We start from the raw sequence: 16,583 nt of genomic DNA, 5'->3' as shown, positions 1-16,583 counted from the left end.
CGCCGTTTTCATCTATTGTAGGGGAAAAATAAAGCGCTTTCAACAATAAAAAAGCAGGCGCCTTATATCCATGCGCCTGCTTTTTCCTTTATTATGCATGTACCGCAAGGCCGATCGTGCTTAACAGCGCCTCATGCAATGTTTCCGATAAAGTCGGATGGGCGGCGATAAAATGCTCCGCCATATCTGCCGTCATCTCACCATTCATGATCGCTGCCGCTTGGCCGATGAGCTCGGTTACATCCGGGCCAATCATCGAGACACCCACGATTTCGCCGAATTCCGGTTCAGCCATGATTTTGACCTTTCCTTCCGCTTGCTGTTTAATGAGCGCCTTGCCGTTTGCGGAAAATGAAAATTCGCCGATCTTCACATCCCCGTATATGCTTCTTGCCTGTCGTTCTGTCATTCCGATACACGCGATTTCCGGGGACGTATAGATGCAGCGCGGCACATGTTTCTCATTGATTTTGACATCCCTTCCGGAAGCATGAGAAGCAGCGATGATGCCCTCATGGAAAGCGGCATGCGCGAGCTGAATGCCCCCTATAGCATCTCCGCACGCGTAAATATGAGGCACGTTCGTCTGCATGTGCCCATTCACCGGAATGCCCTTTGGAGAAAAATCAACTCCGGCCTGTTCCAGCTGCAATCCGTCAAGACGGGGTTTTCTGCCGATCGCCACCAGCACATAATCGGCCTTCGTTTTAAACTCTCGCTGACCGCTTTTCCATATTGCCGTTTTGGCCGTTTGATCCACCCGCCCTAATCTGGATGAAGTATGCACTTCGACACCGTCTTCCTCAAGTTTCTCCTGAAAGAGACGGGCAATATCTTCATCTTCAGCCGGGATCAGCTGGTCCGCTGTTTCAATGATGGTCACCTGCGATCCCAATCTGGCGAACAGCCCTGCATACTCACACCCGATGACACCGCCGCCGACAATGACTAGTGAAGACGGAATCTCGGAAAGAGAAAGCGCGTCTTTGCTGTCGAGGATCCATTCGCCGTCAAATGGGGCAAAAGGCAGCTCGATTGGCTCTGACCCGGAGGCAATCAATACTTGGTCCGCCTCTCTGATTTCTTTTCCGTTTTCTCCTTCGATCAAGAGCTTTCTTTCAGAAAGAAAGGAGGCTGTTCCCTTTACAACCTGTATTTGATTTTTCTTCATTAGGTACTGAACGCCTTGGACAAGCTGACTGACAACCTGTTGTTTTCGGCTTTGCATTTTACTCCAATCGACTGATATCGCACCTGCCGGAAGTTCGATTCCAAAGCTGTCGGCATGCTTGATTTTATCAAGAACGTTTGCGCTTTCTAACAAAGACTTTGTCGGGATGCAGCCTTCATTCAGGCAGGTCCCCCCAAGCTTGCCTTTGTCAATGAGCAGCACGTTTCTGCCCTGCTGTGCCGCGGAAACCGCAGCCGCATAGCCTGCAGGTCCGCCGCCGATAATGGCTAATGTCATGTCGTTTTCACCTGCTTTTCCTATAAAATTAATGCTGCGGGTTCTTCCAAATATGTTTTCATCGCCTTCAGGAATGCAGCGGCAGGGGCGCCGTCACACGCTCTGTGATCAAATGTCAGGCTGAGTGGCAGGATCGTGCTTCTGACGATCTCCTCCCCTTGATACACCGGTGTGTCATAGCTTGCTCCGATGCCGAGAATGCCTGTTTCCGGCGGATTTAGTATCGGTGTGAAATGCTCAACTCCAAACGCGCCAAGGTTTGTAATGGAGAAAGTAGATCCTTGCAGTTCTTCGCTTCCCGCACGTCCCTCGCGTGCTTTTTTGGCATTTTCTGAGATGGATTGAGCCAGTTCAATCAGCGATAGCTTTTCAGCATGGCGGATGACAGGCACCACTAAGCCATTTTCCAAGGCTACAGCCATACCAAGGTGCACATGGGGATGTGTGATGATGCGCTCATTTTGATAAAAGCTGTTCAGCACAGGGTGAGCTTGCAGAGCGAGAACGGCGGCTCTTGAGACAAAATGAGTGATCGTCAGTTTTGTGCCGTATCTCTCTTCCGCAGTTGGTGAAAGCTGTTTTTGAAGAGTGGCAAGCTTGGTGATATCAGCTTTCATCGTGATCGTCAGCTGCGCGCTGTTTGCCAGGCTTTCCTGCATTCGGGCAGCGATGACCTTTCTCATGCCTGTCACCGGGATTTCCTGCGCTTTCTGCTCCGAAACAGGCTTTGCTTGATCTTTTTTCTGTTCAGCAAGAGCCTTTGTTACGTCATCCTTCACGATTCGTCCGCCTGGTCCAGTTCCTTTCAGTTGTTTTAGGTCTAATCCTGCTTTTTCTGCTATTTTCCTGGCGACTGGAGATATTTTCATTCGATCTTTTTTGGAGGCTGCGGGTTTGTTTTCTTGTTTGACGGGCTGGACGGCTTGCGGCATATTGTCTTCAGCAACAGGCGCCCCCGCCTCTTCCTGCACCGACTCATTGGCGTCCCCGATATAGCAGATAGCTGTGCCGGGCGGAACCTCTTCTCCCTCTTTCACTTTGATATCGATCAGCGTTCCTTTTTCAGGCGCTTCGATCTCCATTTCAATTTTCTCCGATTGAATGCTGGCAATGCTTTCTCCCTTTTCAACCGGGTCGCCTACTTTTTTATTCCATATCGATACTTCCCCTTGTTTCATGGCCATTCCCAATTTTGGCATCACTACTTTTACCGCCATTTGTGTCCCCCCTTTAATTCAATGCCGGCTCGCCAAGCAATTCAAGCGTGACGCTGACAATTTTATCTGGTGTCGGCAAATATTGATCTTCAAGCACTGGTGAAAACGGAACCGGTGTATGCGGCGCTGTAATCCGTTTAATCGGCGCATCAAGCAAATCAAAGCCCTTGTCAGCGACAAGCGCAGCAATATCCGTGGCAATGCTGCATCGCGGATTGGCTTCATCAATGATGATCAGCCGGTTTGTTTTTTCTAACGATGTGAAAATCGCATCCTCATCCAGAGGAGACAGACTGCGGGGATCAAGGACCTCGGCTTCGATGCCCCTCTCTGAAAGCTGTGCAGCCGCTTCAAGCGCAGTATTGACCTGCTTGCCGACTGCAAAGAGCGTAACATCATTGCCTTCGCGTTTGATATCCGCTTTTCCGAGGGGAATTGTATAATAATCTTCCGGCACCTCGCCCTTCATGTTGTAGGACGTTTTGTCTTCAAAGAAAAACACCGGATCATTATCTTCTATTGCTGCAAGCAAAAGACCTTTGGCATCATACGGATTGGATGGAACAACTGTCTTCAGTCCAGGGATGCTCGTGAAAAGGCCATACAGCGATTGTGAATGCTGGGCAGCGGCCCGGAACCCTGCTCCGTATGTGGTGCGGACGGTAATCGGCACTTGCGCTTTTCCGCCGAACATATAACGGAATTTCGCCCCTTGGTTGATCACCTGATCAAAGCACGTGCCGATAAAATCGTTAAACATCAGCTCGGCAATCGGTCTCAAACCGGTTGATGCCGCAGCCATAGCCGCTCCCATATAGCCTGCCTCAGAAATCGGAGTGTCCAGCACTCTTGTACGCCCGAATTCCTGTACGAGTCCCTTTGTGACCCCTAATACACCGCCCCATGCTTCATCATCCTGCAAATGATCGACCGCCGCTCCCCCGGCGACATCCTCACCGATCAAAAGCACATTTTCGTCTTTTCTCATCGCAAGCTTCATTGCTTCATTGATCGCGTCTGACATGCTTATGACTCTCGCCATCTCTTACATTCCTCCTTTTTCATATGACACATACACATCTGTCAGCAGCTCCGAATCTTTTGGATATGGGCTGTCTTCGCTGAACGAGACGGCTTTTTCAATCGATTCGCTGACACGCTGTTCAATGTCTGACAGCTTATTAGCATCTGTTTCTTTTAAAAGGTAGTTTTTAAAACCTTGAATGGCATCTTTTTCTTCAAGGTGCTCAACTCTTTCATCCTTCGTTTTATAGGTTTGGGCATCTCCTTCGAAATGGCCGTAGTTTCTGTAGGTCATACATTCAATCAAAGACGGGCCGCCGCCGTTTCTTGCTCTTTCTATCGCTTCCTCGGCTGCCTGGTAAACTGCTAAAATATCTTTGCCGTCAACTGTAACCCCCGGCATGTTATAAGCAGCCGCCCGATCGGCGATTGAATCACAGGCTGATGCGTACTCAAATGGGGTAGCTTCGCCATAGCCGTTGTTTTCAGCAACAAATACGACAGGAAGGTTCCATACAGCCGCTAAATTCAGCCCTTCGTGGAAGGTACCTTGGTTATTTGCCCCGTCCCCGAAAAAGCAAACGCTTACATTTTTAGTCTGTTTATATTTAGCCGTGAGCGCTGATCCGCATGCGAGCGTAAAGCCGCCCCCGACGATTCCATTTGCGCCTAACATGCCTTTATCAAGATCCGCAATGTGCATAGAACCGCCCTTGCCTTTGCACAATCCGGTCGCTTTCCCGAAAATTTCCGCCATCATGCCGTCCAGGTCACAGCCTTTGGCGATACAATGTCCATGTCCCCTGTGGGTGCTTGTAATGCTGTCGCCATCATGTAAATGAGCGCACACCCCTACAGCCACGGCTTCCTCACCGGCATATAAATGAACGAATCCGGGAAGCACTCCCTGGGCGAACAGTTCATGCACTTTGTCTTCAAAGCCCCTGATCTCCAGCATCTTTTGGTACATCCACAGCGCTTTTTCCTCAGTTAATGACAAGCCTTCTCGTTTTAACAATTTCATTTTGTGCGCCTCCTTCTATTTAGGGTTCACCATTATAAATGCAAGAAGTGTGCCAGTCTTTTGAGCCCGTAAAATCAGTCTTCTCATCTTCACTTTGGAGACAGTTTGAGACGTGTGTCTCGTTTTGTCTCAAACTGATTCATTTGTCTCGTTTTACAGCATGCAAAAAAAAGACCGGATATCACCCGGCCTTTGACAATGATCGACGTATTTATTTCCTTGGAAATCTTTTTAACTTCCTAGTTCCTCTGCATCGTTTGACTGAATAGCTGCTTTTGAAAGAAAATCAATTGAATATTTGACATATCCAATACCGCCGTCCCCGTCCTTCTGCATACAGTCTATCGTGCCGTTTGAGTATGTATATCCCTTTTCATTAAGCGTTTTTCTGACCGTTTCCGCCATCTTTGCGGCATCTGTTTTTGATAACCCGCTGGCGTCTAACTGAATCGTCATGCTCATAGGCGCTTTTTCAGCCAGCTTTTTGTTCCATTTTGTATCTAACGTGAACTGTCCGTTTTCGATACTCAAAGCAGCATCAGCTTTTATAAATCGAGGAACCGCTTTTTTCAGATCTGCTTCGATTGCCTTCGTTGCTTCTTCATTTACATGTTTTGCTACTGATTCGGTATACGCTTCTTCAATTCCATCGCACGTTACTTTAGGATGCAGAAATCCCTTCGTACACATTGGGTAGCGATGAGATTGGGAGGTTGCTTCAAATACATATTCAGACGTTTTAGCGTTATATACCCCATTCGTGATCTTGATTTCTTTCTTAGGATAGGTTTGTTTCACATAAGACACTAGCTTCTGTTCTGCAGCATTTTTCGAAAATGGATCACCGAACCATACATGATAGATATATAGTCCGCATCCGAATAACACAATGGCAAGCAAGCCAAACACAAGTTTTTTCATGTTCCCACTCTTTTCCTCATATGTACGTGCTACAGTTCATGCTTTTCTTCAACAGCCCGGTTCAGCGCTTGGAGCATGTAGCCTATGCCTTTGTATGATGATAGCGGCCAGCTGATATGCTGGTGTTCTCCGATGACGGCGTTTAGAATGCTTCGATATTTTTTTCCGCCAAGCATGACTAGCTCTTCGATATCAGAAAAGCCTTTTTCGTGAAATTGACGGCCTAGCTCGTCCGCTGTCATGATTTCCGGATGACCGGTGCCAAAAGTGACATCGTAATTTCCCGAAACGAGATCACTAGGGCGAAGAAAGCCATGCTTCGCCGACAAAATCACCCACTCATCGAAAAATGCTTTCGCATACCGCTCGCACGCCTGATGAAACGGGCTGAGATAAGCGTCCTCTGCTCTTACCGGCCCGGCATCAGGCTGGACGTCCCAGATTTTTTTCTTGCCGCAGGGGATGATGCATAGCCGTTTCATTTTTCTCTCCCCCTTTATAAGATATCTCCACTAAATATACCATTATTTTCTTACAATAAATTAGAGAAAAGACAGGCTGAGTAAAGCTGCGTACAAAAAAGACCCGGATTTACCGAAAATCCAGGTATTTTAGTCAAGAATTGTGTAAAAATCCCTTTATTTTGTTAGCCTTTTTTGAATCAAGCACTGCAGTTACTCTATCCCATCAAGATACTTTCTCTCAAAGTCGTCGAGCAATGCACGCACTTCATCTGTTGACTTTGTGTTCATGCATTGATTTCTTAATTCACTTGCCCCTCGGAACCCGCGGAGATAAATTTTGAAAAAGCGAGGAAGAGGCTTGTACGGACGGGCTTCTAATGCTGAATATTTATCATGAAGATCCAGATGCAGCCTTAAGAGATCAAGCAATTCCTTGCTGCTATGCTCTTTCGGCTCCTTTTCAAAGGCAAATGGATTTGTAAAAATACCACGCCCAATCATAATTCCATCAACACCGTATTGTTCAGCAAGTTTCAAGCCAGTTTGGCGGTCAGGGATATCCCCGTTTATTGTTAACAATGTATCTGGTGCCACCTCGTCACGAAGTTTCTTAATCTCCGGGATGAGTTCCCAATGCGCATCTACTTTGCTCATTTCTGCTCTTGTGCGCAGATGAATAGAAAGATTGGCAATATCCTGTTTCAGTATGTGTGTCAGCCACTCGCGCCATTCGTCTACATCCGTGAAACCAAGTCTTGTTTTTACGCTTACGGGCAATCCCCCTGCTTTTGCTGCTTGTATTAACTCTGCTGCAACTTCCGGCCGGCGGATAAGACCGCTTCCCTTACCGTTCTGTGTCACATTAGGCACAGGACAGCCCATATTGATATCTAGTCCTTTAAATCCTAACTCTGCCATGCCAATACTCATTTTACGGAAGTTTTCAGGCTTATCTCCCCATATATGGGCCACAATTGGCTGTTCATCCTCTGTAAAAGTCAAACGGCCGCGCACGCTATCCTTCCCATCCGGGTGGCAATAGCTCTCTGAGTTTGTGAACTCTGTAAAAAACACATCCGGTCTGCCTGCTTCACTTACTACATGCCGGAAAACAACATCTGTCACATCTTCCATTGGTGCCAGTACAAAAAATGGCCGTGGCAATTCACGCCAGAAATTTTCTGTCATAACAAAAATCAAATCCTTTCATTAGAGGATACAGCTAGACCTGTATCTCAATATTAAAAAACTGACCATGCTTCTTTTTACACTTATCGCATGCGAAAGCATTTCTTATCAATCTATAGTAAATTTTGAACATTTCACGTGGGATAATTATCTACCCTATTTTTTATATTGTGGTTAACTCGCGCTGACCTTCGTCTTTCTTAGTGGCCTTACTTTTGAACTTTTGGATAAAAAGGATTCCAACCTAAATAGAATATCATATGAGTTCTCCATATTACCAACGCAAAATAATTGCCCTGTTATTGAAGATAAGATATTTAACACTACACCATATCCGTATCTCTATATCATATTTGCGGAAAAACTAATAGAGATAAAGCAAATTGAGTTGGGGGTGGTATAACTGAGTACTCAAGAGAATAAAAAAAACTCTACTTAAGCTGCTACCACTTGTGAATCACATGGAGTAAAGAGGATGAGAAGAGAAAATAAATCCTTATTTAAAAGAATTCAAGAACTTCAATCTGAATCATTTGGGATTTGCTCATGATTTAGAAAATAACCAACGCAGCAAGTGGCAACCTACTATATATTTGTATAGGGTTATAATTCGGTAATCCTGATCCAGAACCATAAAATAGACTGCTGACTAAGTGTCGCAGTCTTCACTCATAAGATAATTAAGAAAGTGTTCATTTTCTTTCATCATTAAATAAGGCATCAAAAGTTATTGCTTTAATTTCGAATATCCTTTGTTACCCCTGTAATTATTTGTATAATAGTGAAAACTCCCAAGAAAACAGTAATAATATTAAACCATGGATTATCATAGAATGAAAGATATGTTTGAAAGAAATCTAGTTCAACTATGTTTGCTGGGAATCCATTCATTTCTCTATACTTAGGACCCCATCCCGTTAATTCTACAAAATTAAAATAAAGCTGAGATACTAAAAATGCCAAAAATGTTTGAAACCAACTTCTTTTATATAACGGTCGTTTTTTATATACTTTATCCATTTAGTTATCCATTTCCTTCTCTGCAATACTTTTTAGCCAAGTGTCAATCTAAATTATTATGAAGCATGATTGTCGCAAGGATATAACCATTGTAGGTATTACTGTAATAGTTGTTATCGTCGGCACTATTATTTAATTGTTGTAGTGCTCATACGTTATTCATTTTAAAATGGGGTTGGCCATCATTTTCACCTCTTTCATTTAATTACAATGTTTCAACTTTTTACATCGAATGACTCTTGAAATGATATACGCCATACTTTCCTTATATTCCTATCATCAATATTTCACACATAATAACTGCAAGTCAATATATAATTTTACAAATTATGAAAATACATCTATGATTTTACATCATTCTACTCATGTATTTTAAACATACTGGGAGGATATTTTTCCGGTTAAATAACGCTTTTTTTCACCTGCTTTTCAACACGTTTTTTCAATTCTTTTCGCCAGTTAAAATAAAGATCTCCGAGAATGAGAAGGAAGATAAAATTGAGAAAAGACAGTTAGGACAAGGGCTGCACATGAAAAAGACCTGGAAATCGGAATTGTTTATTTTACCGAAATCCAGGTCTGATTAGGTATTGTTTATTTTAGTTGGACGATTTTAATACAAGCCTCGCCACTGCTTCAACATGCGCCGTCTGCGGAAACATATCGACAGGCTGAATATAGTCCACGCGATAGTCCTTCGAAAGCGTCTGCAAATCTTTCGCAAGCGTGGATGGATTGCAGGAAACGTAGACAAAGCGTTTCGGTTTGACTTTTTTGATCGTGTCCAAGAACGTGCTGTCACAGCCCGTTCTTGGCGGGTCTACAATGACGACGTCCGGGCGGAAGCCTTCTTTCGTCCATTTCGGGAGCCAGTGCTCGGCTGTTCCTGTTACGTATGTGGCATTTGCCATGCCGTGTTTTTTGGCGTTTTTCTTAGCATCGTCAATTGATTCCTTGATGACGTCCATGCCGCGGACTTCCTTTGCTCCGTCCGCCACCCACATGCCGATAGTGCCGACGCCGCAATACGCATCAACGACTTTTTCTTTTCCGGTCAGCTGCGCCGCTTTTTTCACTTCATCATACAGCTTGACGGTCTGTTCCGGATTGAGCTGGAAGAAAGCGCGGGCGCTCAATTCAAAAGATACGTCGCCCAGCACTTCTTGAATTACTGTTTTTCCGGCGAGCTGTTTTGTTTTCTCGCCAAAAATCACTGAAGTTTTCGCCCCGTTTACATTCTGAATAATGGATTTGACCTCTGGCAATCGCTTTTGAATCGCTTTGACGATTTCTTCCTTGTGCGGAAGCGTTTCTTTTGCGGTTACAAGCACGACCTGCACTTCGCCTGTTTCAAAGCCGACTCTCGTCACGATCGTGCGAACGTCGCCTTTTCGTTTTCTTTCATTATAAACAGACACATTGAAGTCCTCTAAAATGCGGCGGACGATGCCTGTTGTTTTGTTCGTTGCCGGATGCTGAACGATACAGTCTTTAATCGGAACGATGTCATGAGAATCAAGGCCGTATAAGCCGGCGATGATGCTGCCGCTTTGCGAGCGCCCGATCTGGAATTGGCTTTTATTGCGGTAATTCCACGGGTTGTCCATGCCGATCGTTTCTTTGATTTCCATGTTTTCAACTTTAAACTTCGTATGGCGTTCAAGAGACTGAATGACGATATCGCGTTTTTCCCGAAGCTGCTGGCTGTATGCAAGGTGCTGAAGCTGACAGCCGCCGCATTGTTCATAAACAGGGCAAGGCGGTGCCACCCGGTGCTCAGATGCCTTGCGGATTTTCTTAATGCGGCCCTCCGAAAACTTCGGCTGGACCTTTGTGGCCTGCACAACAACTTCTTCGCCAGGAAGCGCGCCGGGCACGAAGACGACTTTTTTCTTAAAATAGCCAACACCTTCTCCGTTAATGCCGAGACGCTTAATCGTCAGCGGAAAAGTTTGTCCGACCTTCAGTTCGACGGGCGCCTGTTTCTTTTGTTGGTTCACGTTGTTCTCTCCGTTTCTATATGAAGCTTTCTGCGGATGGCAGAAAGTGAAATGGTTTTTTCACATCTTTCTAGTATAACACGTTTGCAGGATTTCCTTCATTGTCAGACGAATTATTCTATACTCCTCCACAAATACAAAGACGCATAGCTTAAATAAGGCTCCCACTCCTTGCTCATCGCCAGCATGACATCCTTTGCCGGCTTATCGTCCAGCTGAAAGTGGCGTTTGATGGCATTCTGGAGGCCGATATCGGCAAGCGGGAATAAATTGGGACGGCCAAGTCCGAACATGAGGACGTTTTGCACGGTCCACGGGCCGATACCCCTGATTTTGATCAGTTTCTTCATAATGTCTTCATCCGCCATATGCGGCAGCTCTGACAAGCTGAGTGTGCCTTCTGCGATCATCCTTGATGTATCAATGGTGTATTCCGCTTTTCTCATGCTGAATTGCAGATCACGCAGATCCTGATAATCGAGTTCCGCAATCGTTTCCGGCTTTGGATAGCACCACACGCCATCCTTCTGCTCGCCAAACGCATGAACAAACCGTTCTGTTAGCGTGTAAGCGAAGGAAAGATTAAGCTGCTGGTGGATAATGCATTTCATCATGCAGTTGTACACGCTGTAGTCCAGAACAAGCGGCGTCCCGGCATGCTCTTCAAAAATGGCGGACAGGCTCGTTTTTGAAAAATGATCCAGAACGTGCTGCAAATGATTTTCCCATTGAAAAATCCGCTTGATTTCCTTCATCATTTCTCCCTGATCCGTTTCCCCGCTGACGAGGAACTCAGGCTCGCCCGCATGGCCTAACGCCTGTACCTTTACAATACATACGTCCCCCGCTTGATTTCTGATTGGCACACGGACTTCCCTCGCCTCTCGATCAACAGCATTGAGGGGGTCTAAAGACAGCCTGTCCAGCACGCGGTCAAAATGATACGGAGGCGTGACAGATACTTTTTCCTTCCACATGAGATCCACCCTTTTTTCCGTTTTTGTTCAGTATAACATGCCGCTTGAATTAGGCAGAGAGTACCGTATACTTTTCTCATAAAGACCGCATGATATAATGGCAGGTGGAGGGTTGTTTATGATCAACATTACCGCAATCACAACAGAGCATCAGCTGCTGAAAAATATACCGATCGAACGAGTGGAACAGCCTGATATTGCATGGTACTGGGTTGATTTTTACGGCCCGGAGGATACGGAAACGGCGTTATTGAGAGATTTTTTTCATTTTCACCCGCTTGCCATTGAGGATTGCTTCCAGCATATGCAGCGGCCGAAGCTTGACCATTATGACGGCTATCGTTTTTACGTGATTCATGCGCTGAATAAGGAAACACTTGAGACGGAGGAAGTCGATATCTTTCAAGGCGAAAAATTTGTCGTCACCTTTCATTTACACGAAACGCCCGGTATCGCTAAAGTCCGGGAGCGTTTGTATGCTTCACCGGACATATTGAAAAAAGGACCCGGGCATATTTCTTATATGATCATGGATCAGCTTGTTGATGAATATTTTCCTCTCGTGTATAAAATCGAAGACCGGCTGAATGAAATTGAAGAAAGCCGTCCCCACAAAACGTATGGAACGCTGATGAATGAGGTGTTTGATCTCAGAACAGACCTATTGCATTTGAGACGGACGATTATCCCGATGCGTGATTTGCTCTATCGGATTTTAAGCCTTGACCATGTGAAAGAGCAGCGGGAAACGAAAGCCTACTTCAGCGACATATATGATCATTTGTTAAAGTTGTCTGAAATTGTGGAATCCAACCGTGACATGACGTCCGACTTGCGTGACAGCTACGTGACGCTAAACTCAAACCGGATGAATGCGATTATGATGACACTGACGATCGTATCAACCATTTTCATCCCGCTCACCTTTATTGCCGGTGTATACGGTATGAACTTCGACTTTATGCCGGAACTGCATTGGAAATACGGATATTTCGCTGTACTTGGCCTGATGGCCGCGCTTGTGATTGGAATGCTGATTTGGTTTGTACATAAAGGATGGTTCAATATTTTTAAATGAGGACAGCGAGCAGCTGTTCTTTTTTGTTGTAAGCCGATCGCTATGCATATTCTGTTCATATTGTTTATAATGGAAAAAATATTCAGGGAGTGATTAGATTGAAAATTGCTGTCATCGGACTCGGCAATATGGGACAGCCCATTGCCCGAAATGTTCTTCAAGCAGGCTACGAATTGACTGTCTATAACCGGACGAAACAAAAGACAGAAGACCTTGTCACAGAAGGCGCACAGGCAGCTGATACGCCGCGGCTGGCGGCAAAATCCGCTGATATTGTCATCACAATGCTTGCAGATGATGATTCTGTCAGCACCGTGACATTCGGAGAAGACGGGCTGCTTGAAGGATTAGCAGAGAACGGCATTCACATCTCGATGAGCACAATCAGTGTTGAGTTCTCAGAAAAGCTCGCAGCGGCTCATGCAGAGAAAGGACAATTTTTTCTCGCCGCTCCTGTCCTTGGCAGACCGGATGCCGCAGCCAAAGCCGCGCTCCGTATCATAACAGCCGGACCGGCGGAAGCAAAGCAAGCTGCCAAGCCTCTGCTCGACAGCCTGAGCCAGCAGATATTTGACGTCGGCGAAGAAAGCAAGATAGCAAATGCAGCGAAAATCAGCATCAATTTCTTACTCGTGTCTATGCTGGAGGCGTTATCTGAATCTTTCTTAATGATGGAGAAATACGGCTTAGAACAAAAACAATTTTTAGAAATTGCCAGCGCGCTTTTCGGCTCCCCTGTCTACCAAAATTACGGAACCATCATGGCCGAGCAGAAATTTGAGCCGGCCGGTTTCAAAATGTCATTAGGGCTGAAGGATACCAACCTGGCACTCGCCGCCGCAAAACAGGTTTCTGCAAATCTTCCTCTTGCCGAGCTGGCCAAGAGCCATTTTGAAAGCGGGATTGAACAAGGCTTCGGAGATCTGGATTGGGCCGCACTGATTAAATGTATAAAATAAAGAAAAGCCTCTCCGTTTCAGGAGAGGCTTTTCTCATTACAAGGACGGCATCTTCATTTCTTTCTCAAACATCAGATCATCAATGCTTTTAAAAGTGTAGCCTTGTTTTTTCAGGTCTGTGATCGCATCATCCAGTGCTTCAGCATTGTCCCTTGATACAGTGTGAAGCAGGTAAATAGCTCCCGGGTGCGCCTGCTTGATCATATGATCGTAGGCATATTTCTTCCCCTTCTGGTTATTGATTTTCCAATCAACAAAAGCGACTGACCAGAAAACGGTTTGATAGCCGAGGCGTTTCGTTTCTTTCAGTACGTACTCACTAAACACGCCGCGCGGCGGGCGCAAGTACAGGTTGTCCTGCTTTCCCGTAATTTTATAAACCTCTTCGTTGACTGAATCAAGCTCATCCTGAATCTGATCAGCTGTTTTTGTCGTTAAATCCGGATGGTGAAAGGAATGGTTGCCGATAATATGGCCCTCATCTGACATTCGTTTAATCAGCTGAGGCTGGTCCTTTACGAAATGCCCGGTGACAAAAAACGTTCCTGTTACGCGATGTTTTTTTAAGACATCAAGCACTTTTGGCGTATAGCCATTTTCATATCCGTTATCAAACGTTAAGTAAATCGTTTTTTCCTTTGTATTCCCTAAATAAAACGCGTCATATTTTTCAATCAAACTGTTCAGCTGCTTCCCGGCATCTGGCGGCTGATGATTGACACTTCGTTTAAAGCCCCAATTAATCGGCTCATTCGGCACCGCTTCCGCCTGTGCTGCACCTCCGGCAAGCAATACGGCGGCGCAGCATATTGAACACATCCACTTCATGGCCAGCGCTCCTTCTGCATTTTTTCTTATTTTACAGATAGGGGCTTTGTTTTATACTGTTGCTTTATGCCAATAAAAAAACCGCGGCGGGCACGCGGTTTTATTCCCAATCTTTTTTAAAACGTTCGTATTTGGCTTCCAGGTCATCAAGCATACTGATAAGCCTGTCTATATCTTCAACGTCGGTTGCTTCAGGGTCTAATGAATCGATGACGTTCATAAACATGTCAAGTCTGTTCTTTAAATAATCAATCTGCTGATCTTTATTGTTTACGGCGTTCCCCATTCTGTTCCTCCATTCATTTTTTATTATGGTAGCTCATTTTTTGCCGTTTTTCAATCGCCGCGCTACTTGCGATCTTGGCAAATCAGGTCTAAAATTAACTGTTGGCAGCGTTAGTATGCCCATTTATAAAGGAGTTAGATAGTCATGACACAAAACACGAAGCTGCGTCCGATTACGCCCGAGTTTGACCCTTGGGAAGCCTATATGGATGTTGACCAATACGGAGACATGCAGCTGACAAACGTTGAATTCACAACGACGACACTGTGCAATATGAGATGCGAGCATTGTGCTGTAGGCTATACATTGCAGCCTAAAGACCCGAATGCTCTGCCAATAGATCTTCTGTTAAAACGGCTGGAGGAAATCCCGCGCCTCAGATCCATCAGCATCACAGGCGGAGAGCCGATGCTTTCGTTGAAATCAGTAAAAGAATATGTTGTTCCTTTATTGAAATATGCCCATGAACGGGGTGTGCGGACACAAATTAATTCAAATCTGACCCTCGACATCGAGCGGTACGAATGGATCATTCCGTATCTCGATGTACTACATATTTCTCATAACTGGGGTACAGTTGAAGATTTTGCTGAAATCGGCTTTGCCATGATGGACAGAAAACCGACCTTCGAACAGCGCGCGCGCTATTTTGAAAAAATGATCGAAAACAGCCGCACGCTCGTGGATGCCGGAGTAATGGTATCTGCGGAAACGATGCTGAACAAACGAACTCTTCCGCATATTGAGCATATTCACCGCCAAATCACAGAAGATATGAAATGTCAGCGTCACGAGGTCCACCCAATGTACCCAAGCGATTTCGCAAGCGCTCTTGAATCCCTCAGCCTGAAAGAGATGAGACAGGCCATTCACCGCTTGCTGGATATTCGTGATGAAAATACGTGGATGCTGTTCGGAACGCTGCCGTTTTATGCCTGCAGTCCGGACGAAGACGACCAAAAGCTGCTTCGCCGGCTTCGCGCGGCGAAAAACGTCACAGTGCGAAATGACCCTGACGGCCGATCCCGCCTGAATGTGAACATTTTCGACGGAAACATTATCGTGACCGATTTCGGTGATACCCCGCCGCTTGGCAACATTCAGACGGACAGCCTCCCTTCTGCCTATGAAAAGTGGAGAGAGACCAAGCTTGCGAAAGAACTAAGTTGCCACTGCCCGAATGTCCGGTGCCTCGGACCGAATGTTCTTGTCAAAAACAGTTATTATCAGGATACAGACTTCACAAAACGTCAAGCCAGGAGTTAGATGCGGATGAAAGAAACACTTACGGAGGTTTTTCAAAATAAAATCGTCGATATTCTCCTCGTTGCCGTTATCCTTTGGATCAGTGTCTTTATCATCAACCGGCTGGTACAGCTATTTTTTAAACGGACGGATTTTATTGAAGAAAAAAAGGAAAAAACGATTGAAAGCCTTGTCCGTTCTGTCACCCAGTATACGGCGACAATTGGTTTTATCTTTTACGTTATTTCTTTATTTGTGCATGATTTCGGCAAGATATTGGCCGGGGCGGGCGTAGCAGGTATCGTGATCGGTTTTGGCGCCCAATCGCTGATCAAAGATGTGCTGGCTGGTGTGTTCTTAATATATGAACGCCAGCTGCACAAAGGCGATTATGTCACCGTCAACAACTTGTTCAACGGGACAGTGGAGGAAATCGGCCTCCGCTCGCTGCAAATCCGGGAATGGAGCGGGAAGCTGCTCACCATCAGCAACGGCGAGGTCAGACAAATAGAGAACTATAATATTGATTTTATGCGGATTACCGAATCCTTTCTTATCAGCTTTAAAGAAGATCCGGACCGCGTGTACAGCGTGTTGGAAGAGGCATGTGACATGCTGAATGAAGAGCTTCGTGATTCATTGAAGCGGGATGAATTCGGCAATCCGACAGAACCGTTTCAAATCCACGGCATCACCGCATTGAATAAAATCAATCGCGGCGTCGAATTTACGGTTAAAGGCATGGTGAAAGATGATGATTATTTCAGTGCCAGCCTTGCAGTCAGACGGGTTCTCGTTCGCCAGCTCTACCAAAACAATGTGCAAATGCTTGAGGAAGCGGTCCGAATCGAGAGAACCCAATAAACAAAAAAACTGATTCCGAGT

The 16,583-nt window shown here is 45.5% G+C and carries 16 protein-coding genes; 4 read left to right on the top strand and 12 right to left on the bottom strand.

All coding sequences use genetic code 11. The annotated features are described in order from the left end of the window. Positions 1–91 precede the first annotated feature (91 nt). The 10 genes from acoL to MHB62_RS04225 form a co-directional block, all read right to left on the bottom strand. Positions 92–1,468, bottom strand: a complete 1,377-nt coding sequence (gene acoL / locus MHB62_RS04270) for an acetoin dehydrogenase complex dihydrolipoyl dehydrogenase (RefSeq protein WP_032723005.1) — start codon at positions 1,466–1,468, stop codon at positions 92–94. Between the two features lie 20 nt (positions 1,469–1,488). Beyond that, the gene (gene acoC / locus MHB62_RS04265; RefSeq protein ID WP_003244059.1) at positions 1,489–2,685 is read right to left on the bottom strand and encodes an acetoin dehydrogenase complex dihydrolipoyllysine-residue acetyltransferase; all 1,197 of its coding nucleotides are present in this window, start codon (positions 2,683–2,685) and stop codon (positions 1,489–1,491) included. 13 nt (positions 2,686–2,698) lie between these two features. Next, on the bottom strand, positions 2,699–3,727 hold the full coding sequence (gene acoB / locus MHB62_RS04260; protein WP_003243124.1) for an acetoin:2,6-dichlorophenolindophenol oxidoreductase subunit beta: 1,029 nt from the start codon (positions 3,725–3,727) through the stop codon (positions 2,699–2,701). A 3-nt stretch (positions 3,728–3,730) separates the two neighbouring features. Continuing rightward, positions 3,731–4,732 (bottom strand): acetoin:2,6-dichlorophenolindophenol oxidoreductase subunit alpha, encoded by a 1,002-nt coding sequence (gene acoA, locus MHB62_RS04255; protein ID WP_003242898.1) that lies wholly within the window; start codon positions 4,730–4,732, stop codon positions 3,731–3,733. Positions 4,733–4,963: 231 nt separating this feature from the next. After that, the gene (locus MHB62_RS04250) at positions 4,964–5,653 is read right to left on the bottom strand and encodes a hypothetical protein (protein WP_003243897.1); all 690 of its coding nucleotides are present in this window, start codon (positions 5,651–5,653) and stop codon (positions 4,964–4,966) included. A gap of 29 nt (positions 5,654–5,682) precedes the next feature. After that, complete coding sequence (locus MHB62_RS04245) at positions 5,683–6,135, bottom strand: DUF6884 domain-containing protein (RefSeq protein ID WP_019712688.1); 453 nt, start codon at positions 6,133–6,135, stop codon at positions 5,683–5,685. Between the two features lie 192 nt (positions 6,136–6,327). After that, positions 6,328–7,305, bottom strand: coding sequence for a tRNA-dihydrouridine synthase (locus MHB62_RS04240; protein WP_015715509.1), 978 nt, complete (start codon positions 7,303–7,305; stop codon positions 6,328–6,330). A 735-nt stretch (positions 7,306–8,040) separates the two neighbouring features. Next, entirely contained in the window at positions 8,041–8,325 is a 285-nt protein-coding gene (locus tag MHB62_RS04235) for a YfzA family protein (protein WP_015252550.1), read from the bottom strand. Between the two features lie 599 nt (positions 8,326–8,924). Continuing rightward, positions 8,925–10,325: a 23S rRNA (uracil(1939)-C(5))-methyltransferase RlmD gene (gene rlmD / locus MHB62_RS04230; RefSeq protein WP_003233644.1), complete on the bottom strand. Its 1,401-nt coding sequence runs from the start codon at positions 10,323–10,325 to the stop codon at positions 8,925–8,927. Positions 10,326–10,438: 113 nt separating this feature from the next. After that, positions 10,439–11,302, bottom strand: coding sequence for a DNA-3-methyladenine glycosylase (locus MHB62_RS04225; RefSeq protein ID WP_003233646.1), 864 nt, complete (start codon positions 11,300–11,302; stop codon positions 10,439–10,441). Between the two features lie 118 nt (positions 11,303–11,420). Here MHB62_RS04225 and corA point away from each other — a divergent pair, with 118 nt between their 5' ends. Together corA and MHB62_RS04215 are read left to right on the top strand one after the other, a co-directional pair. Continuing rightward, a complete protein-coding gene (gene corA, locus MHB62_RS04220) occupies positions 11,421–12,380 on the top strand; it encodes a magnesium/cobalt transporter CorA (protein WP_003233650.1) in 960 nt (319 codons plus the stop codon). Positions 12,381–12,478: 98 nt separating this feature from the next. Continuing rightward, positions 12,479–13,339 (top strand): NAD(P)-dependent oxidoreductase, encoded by an 861-nt coding sequence (locus MHB62_RS04215; protein ID WP_003233652.1) that lies wholly within the window; start codon positions 12,479–12,481, stop codon positions 13,337–13,339. Between the two features lie 36 nt (positions 13,340–13,375). On the opposite strand, the gene pdaA is transcribed toward MHB62_RS04215, so the two are convergent. Together pdaA and MHB62_RS04205 are read right to left on the bottom strand one after the other, a co-directional pair. After that, complete coding sequence (pdaA, locus tag MHB62_RS04210; protein WP_014479173.1) at positions 13,376–14,167, bottom strand: delta-lactam-biosynthetic de-N-acetylase; 792 nt, start codon at positions 14,165–14,167, stop codon at positions 13,376–13,378. A gap of 100 nt (positions 14,168–14,267) precedes the next feature. Next, positions 14,268–14,453 (bottom strand): SE1561 family protein, encoded by a 186-nt coding sequence (locus MHB62_RS04205; protein WP_003223132.1) that lies wholly within the window; start codon positions 14,451–14,453, stop codon positions 14,268–14,270. 144 nt (positions 14,454–14,597) lie between these two features. Between MHB62_RS04205 and yfkAB the strand changes: the two genes are divergently transcribed. Both yfkAB and mscC read left to right on the top strand, forming a co-directional pair. Then, positions 14,598–15,719: a radical SAM/CxCxxxxC motif protein YfkAB gene (gene yfkAB, locus MHB62_RS04200; protein WP_003233655.1), complete on the top strand. Its 1,122-nt coding sequence runs from the start codon at positions 14,598–14,600 to the stop codon at positions 15,717–15,719. Further along, positions 15,720–16,562 (top strand): mechanosensitive ion channel protein MscC, encoded by an 843-nt coding sequence (gene mscC / locus MHB62_RS04195; protein ID WP_003233656.1) that lies wholly within the window; start codon positions 15,720–15,722, stop codon positions 16,560–16,562. The last annotated feature ends 21 nt before the right edge of the window (positions 16,563–16,583 follow it).

The organism is Bacillus sp. FSL K6-0255 (assembly GCF_045040725.1).
Classification (GTDB): domain Bacteria; phylum Bacillota; class Bacilli; order Bacillales; family Bacillaceae; genus Bacillus; species Bacillus subtilis.
Note: the sequence above shows the minus strand (reverse complement) of the source record. Positions and strands in the feature narration are given on the sequence as shown.